The sequence below is a fragment of the Marinobacter metalliresistant genome, assembly GCF_038098645.1.
Taxonomy (GTDB): domain Bacteria; phylum Pseudomonadota; class Gammaproteobacteria; order Pseudomonadales; family Oleiphilaceae; genus Marinobacter; species Marinobacter metalliresistant.
In genome coordinates this window covers 1,514,596-1,531,611 of the sequence record NZ_CP101118.1, presented here as the reverse complement: position 1 = coordinate 1,531,611, position 17,016 = coordinate 1,514,596, and the positions used below count along the sequence as shown (strand labels likewise).

General features: G+C 59.8%; 12 protein-coding genes. 4 read left to right on the top strand and 8 right to left on the bottom strand.

From position 1 onward, the window contains the following. Positions 1 to 63: 63 nt before the first annotated feature. The 8 genes from NLK58_RS07085 to NLK58_RS07050 form a co-directional block, all read right to left on the bottom strand. A complete protein-coding gene (locus tag NLK58_RS07085) occupies positions 64 to 1,893 on the bottom strand; it encodes a long-chain-acyl-CoA synthetase (protein WP_341582428.1) in 1,830 nt (609 codons plus the stop codon). Positions 1,894 to 1,961: 68 nt separating this feature from the next. Then, a complete protein-coding gene (locus NLK58_RS07080) occupies positions 1,962 to 2,789 on the bottom strand; it encodes an NAD(P)-dependent oxidoreductase (RefSeq protein WP_117617858.1) in 828 nt (275 codons plus the stop codon). After that, complete coding sequence (locus tag NLK58_RS07075; protein ID WP_341582427.1) at positions 2,786 to 4,756, bottom strand: acetyl/propionyl/methylcrotonyl-CoA carboxylase subunit alpha; 1,971 nt, start codon at positions 4,754 to 4,756, stop codon at positions 2,786 to 2,788. Before NLK58_RS07075 ends, NLK58_RS07080 begins: the two co-directional genes overlap by 4 nt. Positions 4,757 to 4,908: 152 nt before the next feature. Next, entirely contained in the window at positions 4,909 to 5,730 is an 822-nt protein-coding gene (locus NLK58_RS07070; RefSeq protein WP_117617856.1) for an enoyl-CoA hydratase/isomerase family protein, read from the bottom strand. Between the two features lie 157 nt (positions 5,731 to 5,887). Next, positions 5,888 to 7,048 carry a citronellyl-CoA dehydrogenase gene (gene atuD / locus NLK58_RS07065; RefSeq protein WP_117617855.1) on the bottom strand — a complete coding sequence of 387 codons (1,161 nt, stop codon included), beginning with the start codon at positions 7,046 to 7,048 and terminating at the stop codon, positions 5,888 to 5,890. 188 nt (positions 7,049 to 7,236) lie between these two features. Then, complete coding sequence (locus tag NLK58_RS07060; RefSeq protein ID WP_341582426.1) at positions 7,237 to 8,853, bottom strand: acyl-CoA carboxylase subunit beta; 1,617 nt, start codon at positions 8,851 to 8,853, stop codon at positions 7,237 to 7,239. Between the two features lie 10 nt (positions 8,854 to 8,863). Then, positions 8,864 to 9,730: an SDR family oxidoreductase gene (locus NLK58_RS07055; protein ID WP_117617853.1), complete on the bottom strand. Its 867-nt coding sequence runs from the start codon at positions 9,728 to 9,730 to the stop codon at positions 8,864 to 8,866. Positions 9,731 to 9,880: 150 nt separating this feature from the next. Continuing rightward, positions 9,881 to 11,677 (bottom strand): acyclic terpene utilization AtuA family protein, encoded by a 1,797-nt coding sequence (locus NLK58_RS07050; RefSeq protein ID WP_341582425.1) that lies wholly within the window; start codon positions 11,675 to 11,677, stop codon positions 9,881 to 9,883. 149 nt (positions 11,678 to 11,826) lie between these two features. On the opposite strand from NLK58_RS07050, the gene NLK58_RS07045 reads away from it, so the two are divergent. The 4 genes from NLK58_RS07045 (at position 11,827) to NLK58_RS07030 (ending at position 16,855) form a co-directional block, all read left to right on the top strand. Continuing rightward, positions 11,827 to 12,456, top strand: a complete 630-nt coding sequence (locus tag NLK58_RS07045; protein ID WP_117617851.1) for a TetR/AcrR family transcriptional regulator — start codon at positions 11,827 to 11,829, stop codon at positions 12,454 to 12,456. A gap of 198 nt (positions 12,457 to 12,654) precedes the next feature. Then, positions 12,655 to 13,719, top strand: a complete 1,065-nt coding sequence (locus NLK58_RS07040; RefSeq protein ID WP_117617850.1) for a hypothetical protein — start codon at positions 12,655 to 12,657, stop codon at positions 13,717 to 13,719. A 58-nt stretch (positions 13,720 to 13,777) separates the two neighbouring features. Continuing rightward, a complete protein-coding gene (locus NLK58_RS07035) occupies positions 13,778 to 14,788 on the top strand; it encodes a putative solute-binding protein (RefSeq protein WP_117617849.1) in 1,011 nt (336 codons plus the stop codon). Positions 14,789 to 14,803: 15 nt separating this feature from the next. Next, on the top strand, positions 14,804 to 16,855 hold the full coding sequence (locus NLK58_RS07030) for a TRAP transporter large permease subunit (RefSeq protein ID WP_341582424.1): 2,052 nt from the start codon (positions 14,804 to 14,806) through the stop codon (positions 16,853 to 16,855). The last annotated feature ends 161 nt before the right edge of the window (positions 16,856 to 17,016 follow it).

Sequence of the window (17,016 nt, the reverse complement as noted above, 5' to 3'; positions counted from 1 at the left end):
ATATCCGCCCGGCACAGCCCTGCACCGACTCCTGAGGCCAGGGCCAAAACAAGCAGGCCAATATCAAAAGCTCACCTTGCCACCGTCAATGTCACCAACCAACTCCGGCGTAAGCAAGGTATACCCGTCAGTACGAGGCAACCAGGCATAAACTTCCTCACCGGAATCGCCAAGTGAGTAACCAGCTTTCTGGATATCCACTTTCCGGTACTTGAATGTCCCCGTTTTCTCGATGGCGTGGGTCACACGCACAAACACCGGAATGGCATAGGCTGGCAGGTTGTCCCGGAGGTAGGTGAACAGTCTGTTGACGTCTAACGGGCTGCCGTTGTTTTGCGGGACCAGGGTCACCATGCCGGCTTTGCCGTTGGTGCCGGGGATTTTGACGCCGTAGACGATGGCTTCCTCGACCAGTCCGGAACCGTCGATGATGTTCTCCACCTCCGTGGTGGAGACATTCTCGCCTTTCCAGCGGAAGGTATCCCCCATACGGTCGACGAACTGCAGATGGCCACAGCCGATTTCTTTCAGGACATCCCCGGTATTGAACCAGGCGTCGCCTTTTCTGAAGGCGTTGCGCAGGATGGACTTTTCCGTGGCCTCTGTCTGGGTGTAGCCTTCGAAGGACCATGTCTTGGTGATTTCGCCAATTAGCAGGCCGGGTTCACCTTTGGCGACTTCCTGCATGAAGCCCTTTCCGTTGCGAACCGGGTCCCGCGTGCCGTCGTGGAATTTCACCAGTTTGTAGGGAGCGGTGGAGAAGCCGACGGTGTTGTTCATGTTGAAGAAGTTGCTGAAGCCGATGTTGCCCTCGCTGGAGGCGTAGAGTTCCGCCACGGTCTCGATGCCGAAGCGCTCCTTGAATTCTTTCCAGATGGATGGGCGCAGGCCGTTGCCAATCATCTTGGTCAGGTTGTGGTTACGATCCTGCTCTCCGGGCGGCTGGTTGAGGAGGTAGCGGCAGAGTTCACCGACGTAACCAAAAGTGGTGGCTTTGTAGCGTCGGACATCGTCCCAGAAGGCGCTGGCGGAAAACTTGCGGCGCAGGGCAATGGCGGAGCCGCCAGCCAGCACGGAGCCCCAGCACACCAGCAGTGCGGTGCCATGGTAGAGGGGCAGGGTGCAGTAGAGTACATCCTCCGGCTCCATGGCGAGAGACATCAGGCCAAACCCGCCATAAGCCTTGATGAACTTTCGGTGGGAGCCCGGGGCTGCCTTGGGCAGGCCGGTGGTGCCAGAGGTGAACAGGTAGATGGCGGTGTCGCCCATTCTCGGCGGATCGCTCAGAACCGGGCTGTCGCTGTTGAAGGTGCTCACCTGCTCGGCCATGTTGGTATAGCCGTCCGGGGCATCGCCAAAGGCGTTCAGGGTGTTGGTATCCGCCAGAAACTGGAATGGCTGGGGATGGTCGGTTCTGAGCCCTGTCTTTATCCCGTCAAAGGCCTCGATCAGTTCTTCCCCGACAACAACCATCTTCGGTTCAATCAGGTTGATGCTGTGCTCGAGTACCTTGCCTTTCTGGGACGTGTTGAGCATGGCACAGGCCACGCCGAGTTTGGCGGCGCCGGCTACGACGGCAAGAAGCTCCGGGCGGTTTTCCAGAAACACTGCAATTGCATCGCCTTTTCTGAGCCCCTGGTCCTGCAGGTAGCGGGCGATACGGTTGGCCCAACCATTGAACTCGCGCCAGGTGATGGCGCGGTCCTCAAACAGGATGGCTGGCCGGTTGCCGACACGATTGGCATTGGTTTCGATGAGGGTGCCAAGGGTCAGCGCCCGGTTCTCGTTTTTCAGGGCATAGTAATACAGACCCCGGGTAATGGCCGGCAGGCGCCGGATAACGCCTGGCAGGCTGCGGGCTATGTCCAGTGCGGATACGTTGTCCTGGCTCATGGTCTGTCCAGTTGTCTGTTTATTATCGTACTAACGTCGAGCCCCGAAACAACCTATGCCCCGGGACACTAATCCAGGAACAGGTCCGGCAACAGCGGCTTGTCGCCCGGTGCGTACCGGTAATGTTCGAAATCGTTAATGCCGTCCTTCCTGAGCAGGTCTTCGTCGATCAGATTCTGGCCGGTCATGGTATCGGCCGAGCGGCTTAAAATGCTGACAGCGGCATCGGCCATGATGTCCGGCTTGCGGCCCTGGGCCATCATTTGCGGGCCGCCCACTTCAAACTCGATGGCCGCCGTGGCTATCAGGGTTTTCGGCCACAGGGTGTTAACGGCAATGCCGTAGCGCCGGAATTCTTCGGCCATGCCCAGGCTCAGCATGGTCATGGCGTATTTTGTCGTAGTGTAGGGGCCGTACTGGGCAAACCACCGGGTGTTCAGGTTCAGGGGCGGCGACAGGCTCAGGATATGGGCCCGGTCTGACTGCTTCAGCCAGGGCAAGGCTGCCTGGCTGCATGCCATCACCGCCCGGGCGTTGACCTGATGCATCAGGTCGTAACGGCTGACCTTGAGATTTTCCACCCCAGTCAGCCGGATTGCGCCGGCGTTATTGATCAGGGCGTCGATGCCCCCGAAATGCCCGCCGGCTTCATCAATACGCTGGCGAATCTGCTTCTCATCCCTCACATCCAGAACCAGGGGCAATGCCTGGCCACCGGCCTCGCGTACTTCCTCTGCCACACTGTGAATGGTGCCGGGGAGCTTCGGGTGTGGTGTGTCCGACTTCGCGGCAATCACCACATTGGCTCCCTGTCGGGCACAGGCGAGGGCAATGGCCCGGCCAATGCCGCGGCTGGCGCCGGTAATAAAAACGGTCCGGTCATGTAAAGTGTTCATGGGTTGTTCTCCTGTTCGGTGGTTTCGTCTGCGGTGATTTCAACCAGTAACTGGCTCCGTTTTACCTGGTCACCCTTGCTGGCGTGCACCTGGCCGACCACGCCATCGCGGTCTGCTTTCACCGGGTGTTCCATTTTCATGGCTTCCAGAATCACCAGCGTATCGCCCTGGCGAACCCTGCGGCCAACTTCCACCAGCACATCGATGATAGCGCCGTCCATCGTTGCCTGAATACGACCGCTGCCGGCACCGTTTGCGCCCGCTGCCGGCTGGTGGGTAATGTCCCGCACCGACCAGGACTGCCCGAACGCCTGCAAATATAGGGAATCGCCCTGGCGGTGATATTGGCAAGTCTGACGAACGCCGTTGTCGATAATGCATAAAAGGCCATCACGCTGGCTTTCAAGCATCAGGGTATGCCGGGTCTCGCCCAGGCTGAAAGACACCCGGTTGCCGCTGCGGGTGACCAGTAACTCAACGATGGTGCCGCCGGTTTCCAGCTTGATCGGGGTCATGGTGGCCGGGGCATTGCTCCAGGCGGCCTGGCCTGAGTTGCCCTGGTCGAGCACGCAGGCGGCCAGGGCCAACTGGCGAATATCGGGGGTCTGGGGCTGTAGCGACGGATCGTTGCTGAACGCCTGCTGCAGGAAGGCCGTGGTGGCTTCGCCTGCGCCGAACGTCTCGTTGGCGATGATCCGGCTGAGGAAATAGCGGTTGGTGGTGACGCCAAATACCCTGGTGTCCTCCAGCGCCCGGATCAGGCGTCGTCGGGCTTCATCACGGTTCTGACCCCAGGCGATCACCTTTGCCAGCATCGGGTCGTAGTGGGGCGTGATGGCGTCCCCGGAGCGTACGCCAGTGTCGAACCGAAGGCCTTCGCCCTCGGCCGGTTCAAATGCATACAGGCGGCCGGTCTGGGGCGTGAAGCCATGGGCAGGATCCTCTGCGTAAAGCCGTACCTCGATGGCATGGCCGTTCAGGCTGATTTCTTCCTGGGCCAGAGGGAGGGGCAGTCCCTCTGCGACGGTAAGCTGCCAGGTGACCAGATCCTGACCGGTGATGAGCTCGGTGACCGGGTGTTCGACCTGCAGGCGGGTGTTCATTTCCAGGAAATAGAAATTCCGGTTCTTGTCCACCAGGAACTCGACGGTGCCGGCGCCTTCGTAATTGCAGGCCAGGGCGGCTTTGACGGCGGCTTCGCCCATGGCTTTGCGAAGTTCGGGTGTCACGAAAGGGGAGGGGGCTTCCTCAACCACTTTCTGGTGCCGCCGCTGAACGGAGCAGTCCCGCTCGCCGAGGTAAACGGCGTTGCCGTTCCGATCAGCGAACACCTGGATTTCCACGTGGCGGGGTTCGATAACGGCTTTCTCGAGAATCAGTTCGTCGTCGCCAAAGGCTTGTTTTGATTCGGAACGTGCCCGTTTTATGTTCCCGGCCAGTTCGGATTCACTCTCGATGAGGCGCATGCCGCGGCCACCGCCGCCGGCGGAGGCTTTGATCATCAGCGGGTAACCGATATCCTTGGCCGCCACGATGAGTTCGTCGTCGCTGGCGTTGTTGCCTTCGTAACCGGGAACCACGGGAACGCCGGCTTCCTGCATGGCAATTTTGGATCGGCGTTTGCTCCCCATCAGTTCGATGGCGGCCGCTGGCGGGCCAACGAATACCAGGCCGGCGTCTTTGCAGGCAGTGGCGAAGGCGGCATTCTCAGACAGGAAGCCGTAACCCGGGTGGATGCAGTCAGCACCGGTTTTGCGGGCGGCATCGAGGATGGCGCCGCTGTTCAGGTAGGAGGCGGATACCTGCGCCGGGCCAATGCAGACGGCTTCGTCGGCCAGTTCCACGTGCAGAGCTTTGGCGTCGGCCTCGGAGTAGACCGCCACGGTGCGGTAACCCAGGGCTTTGGCTGTACGGATTACCCGAACTGCGATTTCGCCCCGGTTGGCTATTAACAGTTTCTTTAGCATGTTCTTGTTTTCCCTTATGGAGTACGCCGCAAGGCCGGGAGCTCTCTGGTTTCCAGAAAACCGCTACGAGCACATCCATGTGCGCTTGTTTCGGGCCATCCATGGCCCTCTACATTTTCTGGAAGCCAGAGAGCTCCCAACCTCGCTCCGCATCATTCGGATTCGCCTGCCCAGGCAGGAGGGCGCTTTTGCATGAAGGCCAAGGTGCCCTCGGTTCCTTCGCTTCCCCGAATGGCTTCGGCAAACTTTTCCGCTGCGCTATCGAGCAAACCGCTCATCGGCTCATGCCCAACCCGATGCAGCAAAGCCTTGGTTTCAGCGGTGGCAACTGGCGCGCAGTGTCGAACGCGATCAAGGGCGTTGGCTAGCATCTCCTCCAGTCCGTCGTCCGAGGTTGCTGCCTGATGGACGATTCCGAGACTGCAAGCTTCGTTCGCGCCGATTCTCAAACCCAGTAAAGCCAGCCGCCGGGCCTGGGTAAGGCCGATTCGTTCTACCACAAACGGGGCGATCTGGGCGGGAATAACGCCGAGGGAGGTTTCGGGCATGCCGAATTTTGCCGACGGCCCTGCGATGGCGACGTCTGATACGCAGGCCAGGCCGAACCCACCGCCCATGACCGCGCCTTCGGTAACCGCGATGACTACTTTCGAGGATTCGTTTACCTGCTGGATCATCTGGCCGAACGCCCTGTTCAGACGATAGAACGGGTCGGCCTCGCCTTCAGCGGCTTTCTGGCCTCGTGCCCCGGCCATGTCCTTGATATCGCCACCGGCACAGAAATGACCACCGGCACCCCGGATCACGACGGCGCGGATGTGCAGGTCGGTTTCGATCTGGGAAAACACCGTGGACAGTTCGGCCACCATCTGCAGGCTCATGGCGTTGCGAACGTCCGGGCGGTTGATGGTGATAAACAGGGTAGGGCCCTGTTTCTCTAAAAGCAGTGTTTCGCAATGTGGTAGCTGATCCATAAATGACTCCATGACAAATGTCTGGGGCTTGTCAGGCCGGGTCAGGCTTCCGGGACTGTGAGCAGCATGGATGCTGCGATCAAGCCTACAGGGACGTATTCACGGCGTGTCCCGGAAGCCTGACCCGGCCTGATAAGCCTTCCACCAAGGCCCGAAATCAGTCTTTCCGTTTGCCTGGCAGGGTCCCCATAAGTTTGCAAATAATCCCGAGCATGATTTCGTCGGCACCACCACCAATGGACACCAACCGCACATCCCGATGCGCGCGGGAAACCGGGTTGTCCCACATGTAGCCGTTACCGCCCCAGTACTGCAGGCAGCTGTCCGTTACCTCACGCCCCAGGCGCCCGGCCTTGAGCTTGGCCATGGAGGCGAGGCGGGTCACATCCTTGCCTTCAACGTGGAGTTCACAGGCCTGGTAGGTCAGGGCGCGCAGGGCTTCGACTTCGGTTTGCAGTTCAGCCAGGCGGAAGTGGATGACCTGGTTGTCGATCAGCGGCTGGCCAAAGGTCTTGCGCTCGCGGCAGTACTCGATGGTCTTGGTGATGCAGTTCTCGAGAGCCTTGATCACGTTAGCGGCGCCCCACAGGCGTTCCTCCTGGAACTGCAGCATCTGCATCATGAACCCGGTACCTTCCGCGCCAATGCGGTAACGCCGGGGCACGCGCACGTCGTCAAAGAAAATCTGGGCGGTTTCCGAGGAGCGCATGCCCAGTTTGTTCAGGTGCGGGCTGAAGGATATCCCGGGTGTTTTAGTAGGCACTACGATCAGGGATTTGTTCTTGTGGGGCTTGTCGTCGGATGTGTTGGCCAGCAGGCAGATAAAGTCAGACTTGGGGCTGTTGGTGATCCACATCTTGGAGCCGTTGATGATGTAGTCGTCACCGTCTTTCTTCGCGGTGGTTTTCATCCCCGCCACATCAGAGCCCGCGCCAACCTCGCTGACGCCGATACACCCCACCATATCGCCGGCAATGGCCGGGGCCAGGAAGCTGCGTTTCAGTTCATCGGAACCGAACCGGGAAATGGCCGGCGTACACATATCGGTCTGAACCCCGATGGCCAGCGGCACACCCCCGCAATGGGCCATGCCGAGTTCTTCTGCCGCGACCAGGTTGTAGCTGTAATCCAGCCCCATACCGCCGTACTCTTCCGGCTTCTGGATGCCCAGAAGCCCGAGGTTGCCGAGTTTCTTGAACAGCTCATGAATCGGGAACTCCCCGGCCGCCTCCCATTCGTCGCAATGGGGATTAATCTCCTTCTCGACGAAATCGCGGACGGTTTTTCGAAGGGCTTCGTGTTCAGCTGTGAATTTCACGTTCTTGTTCTCCTGGTTATAGGAAGTTCGTGCCTTCTTTGTGTTGGTGCACGTTCTTTAACTTGGTCGGCGTGTGTGCGGGACCGGTTTCAGAAAACCGCTACAAGCACGTCCATGTGCGCTTGTTTCGGGCCATCCTTGGCCCTCTACATTTTCTGAAACCGGTTCCTGCCCCAAAGCTCGAATGCCTACAGGCGGGCCACCCCAAAGGTATTGGGCCGCAACTGCCGAGCCTCGGCTTCCCGGCAAACCGAGAACACCATCGCCAGAACCCGCCGGGTATCCCGCGGATCAATCAGCCCGTCATCCCACAACCGCGCCGTGCCAAACAACGCGGTCGAACCTTCCTCCAGTTTCCTGGCGGTCGCCTGCTCCAGAAAATCCAGCGTCTTCGGATCCGGCTCCATGCCGCCCCGGCGCTGCTTGTCTTCAGCCACAATGCGCATCACCTTGCCCGCCTGGGCCGGGCCCATGACCGCGGTGCGGCTGTTGGGCCAGGCGAAGATAAACCTCGGGTCCAGGCCGCGCCCGCACATGGCGTAGTTACCTGCACCATAGGAACCGCCGATCACGATTGCGACCTTGGGTACCCGGCAATTGGCTACGGCCTGGATCATTTTCGAGCCGTGCTTGATGATGCCGTTCTGCTCCGAGTGGGTGCCCACCATGAAACCCGTGGTGTTGTGCAGGAAAAGCAATGGTGTGCCGGCCTGGTCGCAGAGCTGTATGAACTGGGCGGCCTTGGCGGAACCTGCCGGGGTGATCGGGCCGTTGTTGCCGATAATGCCAACTGAGTGGCCTTCAATCCGGATGGTGCCGCAAACCGTCTGGTCGTCGAATTCATTTTTGAAATCCATGAACTTCGAACCGTCGGCGATGCGGGCCAGAATTTCGCGAACGTCGTAGGGCTTTTTGGAATCCGCCGGAATAATGCCCAGCAGCTCGTCGGCCGGGTAGAGCGGTTCGTCCCAGGTCAGTTCCCTTTCGGGAGGCAACTGCTCGTTCCAGGGCAGGGCTTCGAGGATGTTTCTGGCCTGGCGAATGCCGTCGGCGTCGTCCTCCGCCAGGTATTCGGCGGTGCCGGCCACCTGCGCGTGCATTTCTGCGCCGCCCAGTTCCTCGTCGGTGGCGACTTCGCCGGTGGCGGCTTTGAGAAGAGGAGGGCCGGCAAGGAACATCTTGGCTTGCTTGCGCACCGCGATGACATAGTCGGAAAGGCCCGGCTGATAGGCGCCGCCTGCCGTGGCGTTGCCGTGGACCACGGTTACCTGAGGAATGCCAGCGGCGGACATACGGGCCTGGTTGGCAAAGCCCCGGGCGCCGAGCACGAAGATGTCGGTGGCATAGTTCAGGTTGGCGCCGCCGCTTTCGGACAGGGACACCACCGGGAGTTTGTTCTCCATGGCGATCTGTTGCAGCCGCAGTGTTTTGTCCAGACCGGCCGGGGTAATCGTGCCGCCCTTGATGGCGCTGTTGCTGGCTACCACCAGACACCGGACACCGCTGACACAGCCAACACCGGCGATGATTCCGCCGCCGGCCATGCTGCCGTCCTTGTCATCATGCATCTTGTAGCCGGCCAGGGAGCAGAGTTCCAGAAAGGGCGTGCCACGGTCCAGCAAACGGTTGATGCGGTCCCGGGGCAGCAGCTTGCCCCGTTTGGTGAACTTTTCCCGGGCGGCTTCTGCCAGGTCCAGAACCTTCTGTTCCACTTCCCGAAAAGCCGCGATGTGGGCTTCCATGGCTTCCGCGTTGGCGCGGAAGTCGTCAGACCGGGAACTTACGGTGGACTCAAGTACCTGCATGATCGGCTCCTCAGTCGTCGCCCAGCACTTTCGGGGTAATGGCGCGGTGAAAGCCGTTGTACGGCTGATTGTTCCTGGCTTTCGGCAGCGGCCAGACCCGGCCACCCTGGGATGCAGCGCCGTCGATTCGCAGGCAATCGCCACTGATAAACGCCGCACCGGGGCTGAGCAGGAAACAGATGGCGGAGCTGACTTCAGACTCGGTACCCAGTCTCTTAATGGGCACATTGTCATCAAGGCTGCGGATCCACTGCCTCATGTGTTCGGGATAATTGTCCATGCCGCTGGAGGCAATCCAGCCCGGTGCGACGGCATTCACCCGAACCCCCGAGGCCGCCCATTCAACCGCCGCTGTCTGGGTGAAATTCACCATCCCCGCCCGGGCCGCGCCGGAATGGCCCATGCCCGGCATACCGCCCCACATATCGGCAACAATATTGACGATCGCGCCCCCGGTTTTGGAAAGCGCCTGGGTGTAGGCTTCCCGAGCCATCAGGAAACCGCCGGTGAGATTGGTACGCACCACCGTTTCCCAGCCTTTCTGGTTGATCCCGGTCAGCGGCGCCTGAAACTGCCCGCCGGCATTGTTGACCAGGCCGTTCAGGCCGCCATGTTCGGCAATAATCGCCTTCACGGTTGCTTTAACCGACTCTTCCTCCCGGATATCACAGACATGGGCGGAAGCCATGCCGCCGTCTTCCGTGATCTCCGCTTTAACAGACTCCACTTTTTCAGCCTTACGGCCCACCAGGGCAACCCTCGCGCCCAGCGCGGCGAGTTCATGGGCGGTACACCGACCAATGCCGGAGCCGCCGCCAGTGACGATAAACACCTGGTCCTTGAACAAGTCTGGATGAAAAACTGATTGATAGCTCATACGTGGAAGACCCTTATCGATGTTCGGGCGCTGAGGCAGGGAGGGCTTTCCGGGACTGTGCGCAGCAGGGAAGCTGCGCTCAAGCGTACATGGACGTATTTACAGCGTGTCCCGGAAAGCCCTCCCTGCCTCAGTGCATGCTCCATTTGTTTATTTGTTGATGATCCTTGAAGAGATCGGCACCGGAAACTCCAGTAGTTGCTGGGCAAACGCCTTGCCCTGGGGATCAATTCGAAGGCTGGCGACACCGCCGCCGCCCAGGCTGTGCTCCAGCAGGAAATTGAACGCATGGAAACCCGGCAGCGCCCAACGGGTCACCTTGCCGGTCTCCGGATTCAGGGTATGGGCCATCCAATCGGCCACGGCGGACTCCGTCAGGGCCGCTTCGATAAACGGCACATACTCCGGGTGCCGGGCGATCACGCCGATATTGCTGTGATCGCCCTTGTCGCCGCTGCGAGCCCAGGCCAGTCTGACCAGAGGTACCGTTGTGTCGGTTGCCGGTGCTTTGCTGCTGAATGACTGAGTCTGAAGCTGGTTTGGATCGAAGCCGCCGCCCGTACCTGTCACCACCGGTTGCTTGCCGTTGTTCAGGTCCACTGAAACCGACACTTCGGTTTTCGGCACCAGGCAGGAATACAGACGGATTTTGGGCCACACGGTAGGCCGGCCGCCGACAATCCCGGTAATCCCGGGGGCCATGCCCGTTGCGGCCTGGGCGATTTCCCGGGAAAACAGCACCAGAGCCTCCTTCTTCGGGTGGGCGGTGCTGATCTTGACCACCACTTCCCGGCAGTCTCCGCCCCGGCCATGGGCGCCGTAGGTGGTTTCTGTCCCCAGCAGTTCAATACTGGTTTCGCTGTAATCGGGCAGGCCACGCTCGCCGAACATGCGCGAGGTCTTTGCCAGTATGGCTTGAGCCACGGTTTGCGCCTTGGCCCTCGCGTTCATGCCGGCCAGCAGGAAAGTGACCGTGCACTTGAAGCCATCCGGCCAGGTGCCGGAAACCTTGTAACTGTCTGTTGGCGGAAGTCCCCGGGCACCCCGAACCCGAACCCTGTCGGTGTTGGTTTCCTCCAGCTCGACAGCCGTGAAATCGCAGGTGACATCCGGAAGCAGGTAGGCTCTCGGATCGCCAATCTCATAGACCAGTTGCTCGGCCACCGTGCCCCGGCTGACCAGGCCGCCGGTATCGTCGGGCTTGGTGATAAGGAAATCGCCGTTAGCACTCACCTCGGCAATGGGGAAGCCCATATTCGCGTAGCCTCCGGCCACCTCTTCCCAGTCCGTGAAGTTACCACCGGTGGACTGGGCGCCGCACTCGAGCAGGTGTCCGGCCAGGCTGCCCTGGGCCAGTTTATCGAAGTCGTTCCAGCCCCAGCCGAATTCGTGGACCAGCGGCGCCAGCACCAGGGCGCTGTCCGCCACCCGCCCGGTAATCACAATGTCGGCGCCCTGTTCCAGGGCCGCCACCAGGCCTGGCGCTCCGAGGTAGGCGTTCAGGCTCACCATCATTGGCGGCATGGGCTGACCGGAACTCATTTCGGTAATGCCGGCGTCGGCCAGTTTCTTCTTTTTCAACAGCAGGTCGTCGCCCAGCACCAGGGCAATCTTCATCTCCACGCCCGCTTTCTCGCACAGCTCCTGCAGGGCGTCGCGACAGGCGACTGGGTTTACGCCGCCGGCATTGGCCAGCACCCGAATGCCTCTTTCTTTGATGTCACCGAGCAGGGGGCCAATGACTGTCTGGACGAAATCCCGTGCGTAACCCTGGGTCGGATCCTTCATTTTCTGGCCGGCCATGATCGACATGGTGATTTCCGCCAGATAGTCGGCCACCAGGTAATCAATATTGCCCTGGCGAACGAGCTGCGCCGCGGCAGTTTCCGTGTCGCCCCAGAAAGCGGCGGAGCATCCGATGCGGACGGTTTTCGGGGATTCAGCCATCTTGTTGTGCCTTGTCTGCTGTTGCCAACCCGGAGCGAGGCTCTGGGTCTGGCAGTGTTATCCAACGATGAAACTGACAATACCAAGCAAGCGCTTGGTTTGTAAACAGGCAAGTTTAAGGTAGAATTAGGGGTCTTAGTGTCAACCGGATAGCGTTAGTGAGCCAGAACCAGATTCTCCAGTGCCTGATAGCCGACAACCTTGTGTCCGATCCCAACGGCGCCCGGGGCCGCCTGCTCACAGAAGCGGCCAGGCTGTTTCGCGAAAAGGGGTATGAGCGGACAACGGTGCGGGATCTGGCGGCTGCAGTCGGTATTCAGTCTGGCAGCCTGTTCCACCATTTCCGGACCAAGGAAGAAATTCTCAAGGCAGTCATGGTGGAAACCATCCGCCTGAATACGGCGTTGATGCAAGCGGCACTCGAAGCTGCCGAATCCAGCTCCGACAAACTCCGGGGGCTGATCCGGGCCGAGCTGGAGTCGATCAACGGACAGACCGGTGAGGCCATGGCGGTGCTGGTTTTTGAATGGCGAAGCCTCTCGGCTTCGTCCCAGGCTGACGTGCTGGAACTGAGGGATATTTACGAGAAACTCTGGCTGGATGTGCTGGAATCCCTGAGAAGAGAAGGGGCCCTGGCGGCGGAACCCTTCGTGGTGCGCCGGATGTTAACTGGCGCCCTTAGCTGGACGGTTACCTGGTACAAACCCGAGCGTGGAGGCCTTACGCTGGACGGGTTGACGGATCAGGTCATGGCGATGATGGCCCTGAAGAGCAGTTGACCCTTTCAGAAAGTTCCTGTTTTAAATGAAGAAAATATGAATTCCCTTCCTTTCCTTTCGGGCCATTGGCCTGATCGGCATGACTGAGTCGGCATTCGAGCCATTTTTGTAGGACAGTTTTCGCCGCATTCTTGCACCCGTTGATAAAAACCGAGATTCAGATCGGGCTTACAAAAACAACGAAACGCAGGGTGAAATATGATCTTCTCACTGGCAAGGCTTGCACCGCACCTGGCGGCCGCGCGCCTGAAGGCTCTCACATTCGCGGCAGTGGCCGCGCTGGCAGGTTGTTCAGCCAACCCCATTTACACCACGACCGGTGTTGTGCTCTCTGGTTACTCCGAAGGCGAAGCCACACCCTATGTGATGCAGATGTCGGATCCGGAAATGGCCTGTGCCCTGGGTGAAGGCGTCGACCCACTGCTTTATTCGTTTTCCCGCGTTACCGAGGCGCCGGACAGCACCGGTTCCCTCCTGATGCTGCTGGCTGCAAACTGCATGGAATACCGTGCCTGGGAGGCTGAGCTTGCCTACCTGCGAGCCGATTATGCGGGCAAAGTGCCCGCGGCCAAAGATGCCCGGGAAGAAGCCAAACGGCTGAACGCGAAAACCGCAGAACGCCGGTATCGCGCGTTTAATCGTGCGATGGCAGCCTACGATTTCGACCCGGCTGCAGAACCTGTCGAATGCCCTTTCCTGTTCAACGAGCAGGATGAAATCACCTTCCTGCTGGGCCTGCTGACGGGCATGCAGGCCATCGTCAATGATGCCAATTCAGGGGCCATGGCGGGTATCCCCCGCAGCATCGCGCCCCAGGCCGAGCGGGCAGCGACCTGCGTTGACAATGAAAAGTGGGGTGGGTTGCCCAATGCCATTCGGGCCCTGGTCTGGCTGTTGTTGCCGGATACCCGCCCTGAACTCTCGCCGGATCCCTGGAGTGTTCTCGAACACAGCTCGGAACTGGGTGTCCAGGCTGGTATCCGTGCGTCCCTGGCGGTTGAGGCGGTGGCGGCTGAAACCTTTGGCCGACCGGATGTCCTCGCCGATGCCATTGCCCGCTTTGCCGCGGCCGAAGACCGGATTGATGTGTGGGAAGAGTACCGCCTGGTGGATGAAGTGGCGGCGGGTGTTATCCGGTTCTCATCAGACAAGCACTGGACCGCCAGTTACGGCCATCGCACCCCGCAAAGTTCCTTCGGAAACATGAGCCCGGACCAGGGCACGGAAAACGTTGACACCATGAATCTGGACGACCTGCTCTGAGGCAGGCGTCCGAAGCCTTCTGATTACCTATAACCACAACAATGACCCGGAGGTCGTTATGATCCGAAAATCCGTTGCCGCTCTGACTCTCGCTGCCATTGCACCCATTGCCTCAGCCCAGACCGTGAAGATGTGTGTCTTCGATGTGATTGGCGCCAATGGCGATGTCTACAACATGATCAAGGACTATGCGCTGGAAATGAAGGCGCACGGCGTCGATTTCGAGCTCAAACCCTACACCGATGAAGGCGTTGCCGTCGGGGATTTCAATGCCGGCCAGTGCGATGTGGTGGCCGCCACAGACATTCGCACCCGCCCGTTCAACAGGTTTACCGGCAGTGTCAGTGCGGTGGGCGCCATCCCCACCTATGATGACCTCAAGACCCTGCTGGCGACACTGGCTCAGCCCAAAGCGGCTCCCCTCATGAAAGCCAATGGCTATAAGGTATTGGGTATTATCCCTGTTGGTGCCGGTTACCTGTTCGTGAATGACCGCAGCATTGACACCGCCGGCGAGCTGGCCGGCAAGCGTATGGCAACACTGGATTATCAGAAAGACGCCATTCACATGGTGAACTTTATTAAGGCCACGGTGGTGCCTTCGGACATCACGAATTTTGCGGGCAAGTTCAACAACGGGTCCGTGGATACCGCCTATGCGCCCGCTTTTGCCTATGAGGCGCTGGAGCTCTACAAGGGGGTCGGCGACAAGGGCGGCATAGTGGATTATCCGCTGGCACAGCTGACCATTCAGATCATTGCGCGGGAAGATGTACTCGCCGATGACACGTCCCAGAAAGCGCGGGAAGTTGCCTGGGGCATGTTCCCGCAGGCCATGAACCTGATCACCAGCCAGGAACAGGCGATTCCGGAGGAGAAATGGATTCGCATCCCGGAAAAGGATATTCAGGGCTACCAGGAGATGTTCCGCCAGAACCGGATTGAGATGCGCGACGGCGTCAACGGGGCGCCGGATGTCTACCACCCCAAGATGCTTGGATTGCTCAGCAGGATCCGTTGCGCCAGCAACCCGTCTGCGTCCGAGTGCACCTCGGCCAATCGCGAATAAAGGGGCGCAACGGCTATGAACTGGCGCGCATTGACGGCCCCGGCGGTCAGGACCCTGTACCCCGTGCACCGGCTGCACGGGGCAGTACTCTTGTTGTTGCTCCTTTCCACGCTTGTCCTGGGGATGGGTAATTCACTCCACTCCCGCCTGCTGTGGGTCGGTGAGCAGACCTGGCCAAACTATTACCTGCTGAACCCCGACGCCACCGAGCCGACCTGTCAGCTGGAAATGGACGTTGACGCCGAAGTGCGCAAACGGGTGGAAGCCTACAAGCCTGATCCGGATGATTTGTTCAGTTCGCCGCCCAATCCGGAGGCTATTCGGACCTCCCTTGAGCGCAACCTTGAGCTTTGTAAGCAGGAGTACGTGGCTTACGAACAGAATCTCAAGCACGCCACCCCGGCCCTCGGGGTGTTCAAGAGTGTGGAGCAGGGGCTGGCGGATTTCCTGCTGGAAAACATTGAACTCACCAAGTATCTGTTCATTGCTATGTTCGCCCTGGCGGCGGCGGTCGCGGCCCTGGATGCCGACCATATCGCGTTGCGTCTGCCCCGGAATCGCGCTGAGTGGCGGTTGAGTCAGGGTGTGCAGTTTGCCGTAAACGGGCTGATGGTGGCGTCTCTGAATGCCTACCTTGGCCAGTTGGCCAGTTCGCCGGGATCGGAATCGACGAGCCAGCTCCAGTACGCCTGGACGGCTGTGTTTGGCCTGTTCATGGTGATCAATGCGGTGCGTTTTGTGAACGTGCCGGAACGGATGCGGGCGGGAAGTCTTGCACTATCCTCGGGGCTGGTCCTGCCGTTGTACAGCGTCATGGGCCTGATTGCCATGAGTTACTTCTTCCTGGTGGATGGCTATGCCTCCGGCCTCGCCATCTACTTCGGGATGATGTCAAACCTGTCCTCGATGTTCATCAACATCGGCCTGTATGTTCTGGTGGGTATGGTCCTGAAGCAGACCCGCCTGCCAGAGCTGCTGCTGGACGTGATCAAACCCTGGAATCTTCCGGCGCCCATGCTGGCGTCTGTGATTATTTTCGCAACCGCCTTTCCCACCGCGTTCACCGGCGCCTCGGGGATATTTATTCTTGCCGTGGGTGGCGTGGTTTACGACGAACTCCGCCGCGCTGGCGCCGGGCGCCAGCTTTCCCTGGCCACGACGGCCATGTCGGGGAGCCTGGGTGTCGTGCTCAATCCATGCCTGTTGATTGTGGTAGTCGCGGCACTGAACAAGGAAGTCACAACCACGGAAATGTATGGCTGGGGTTTCTGGGTATTCATCATGTCAGCCACGCTGTTTTCACTGGTTGTCTGCAAGACCGAAGGAAACTGGAAACCCAGGCCCGCGCCCGGGGCGTTCCGCGCATCGATCCTCCAGATGAAACCACTGTTACCCTACGTGTTGGTTGCCGCCGGTGTCATTCTGGCGATCTGGGGAGTACTCGGGCTTCGGTTCAATGAATACAGCGCGCCGCTGATCCTGCCACTGGTGATGCTGGCGCTGGTTTTTCTGGATGCCAACCGGGACAGCCGGGGCGATGATGAAACCCGCCTGAAGGCATTCTGGAACCGGAGTTCCGCCGCCGCCAGCGACTCCGCCGTCCACATCGGTGCCTTGCTGGCCCTCATCGGTTTTTCAATCAGCCTTGGCGGGATTCTTGAACGCTCGGACATCGTCCACGCCCTGTTCCCGGAGAGCCTGACCAGCCCGTGGATTGCCATGCTGGTGATCGTGGTGATGCTCACTGCCATCGGCATGGTTATGGATCCGTTCGGCGCCGTGATTCTGGTATCGGCCACCATTGCCCAGCCGGCTATTCAATTGGGGATTGATCCGCTGCATTTCTGGATTGTTTGCCTGGTGGCGTTCGAGCTCGGTTACCTGAGCCCGCCGGTGGCACTGAACCATCTGCTGACCCGCCAGGTGGTGGGCGAGACGGAAGTGTTGGCGGCCGAGCGCACAGGCTCTTTCTGGCACCGCTACGAGCGCTTACTGCTGCCTCTGGCGGTGATGGGGCCGACATTGCTGCTGGTGGCGTTTGTGCCGATGCTGTTCTACGCGCCTTGAGCAATCCAGGTCATCAGAGAAGCTTGTGAGATCCCGGGCAAAGATGACTATTTGTTAAGAGATCGGTTTGCTTGAGGAAAAATAGGGTGGAGCCTCATACACTGTATTGACGACGGACGCTCGGTTGCGGTCGGCTATGTGCTTGAGGTCACTATGGAGTT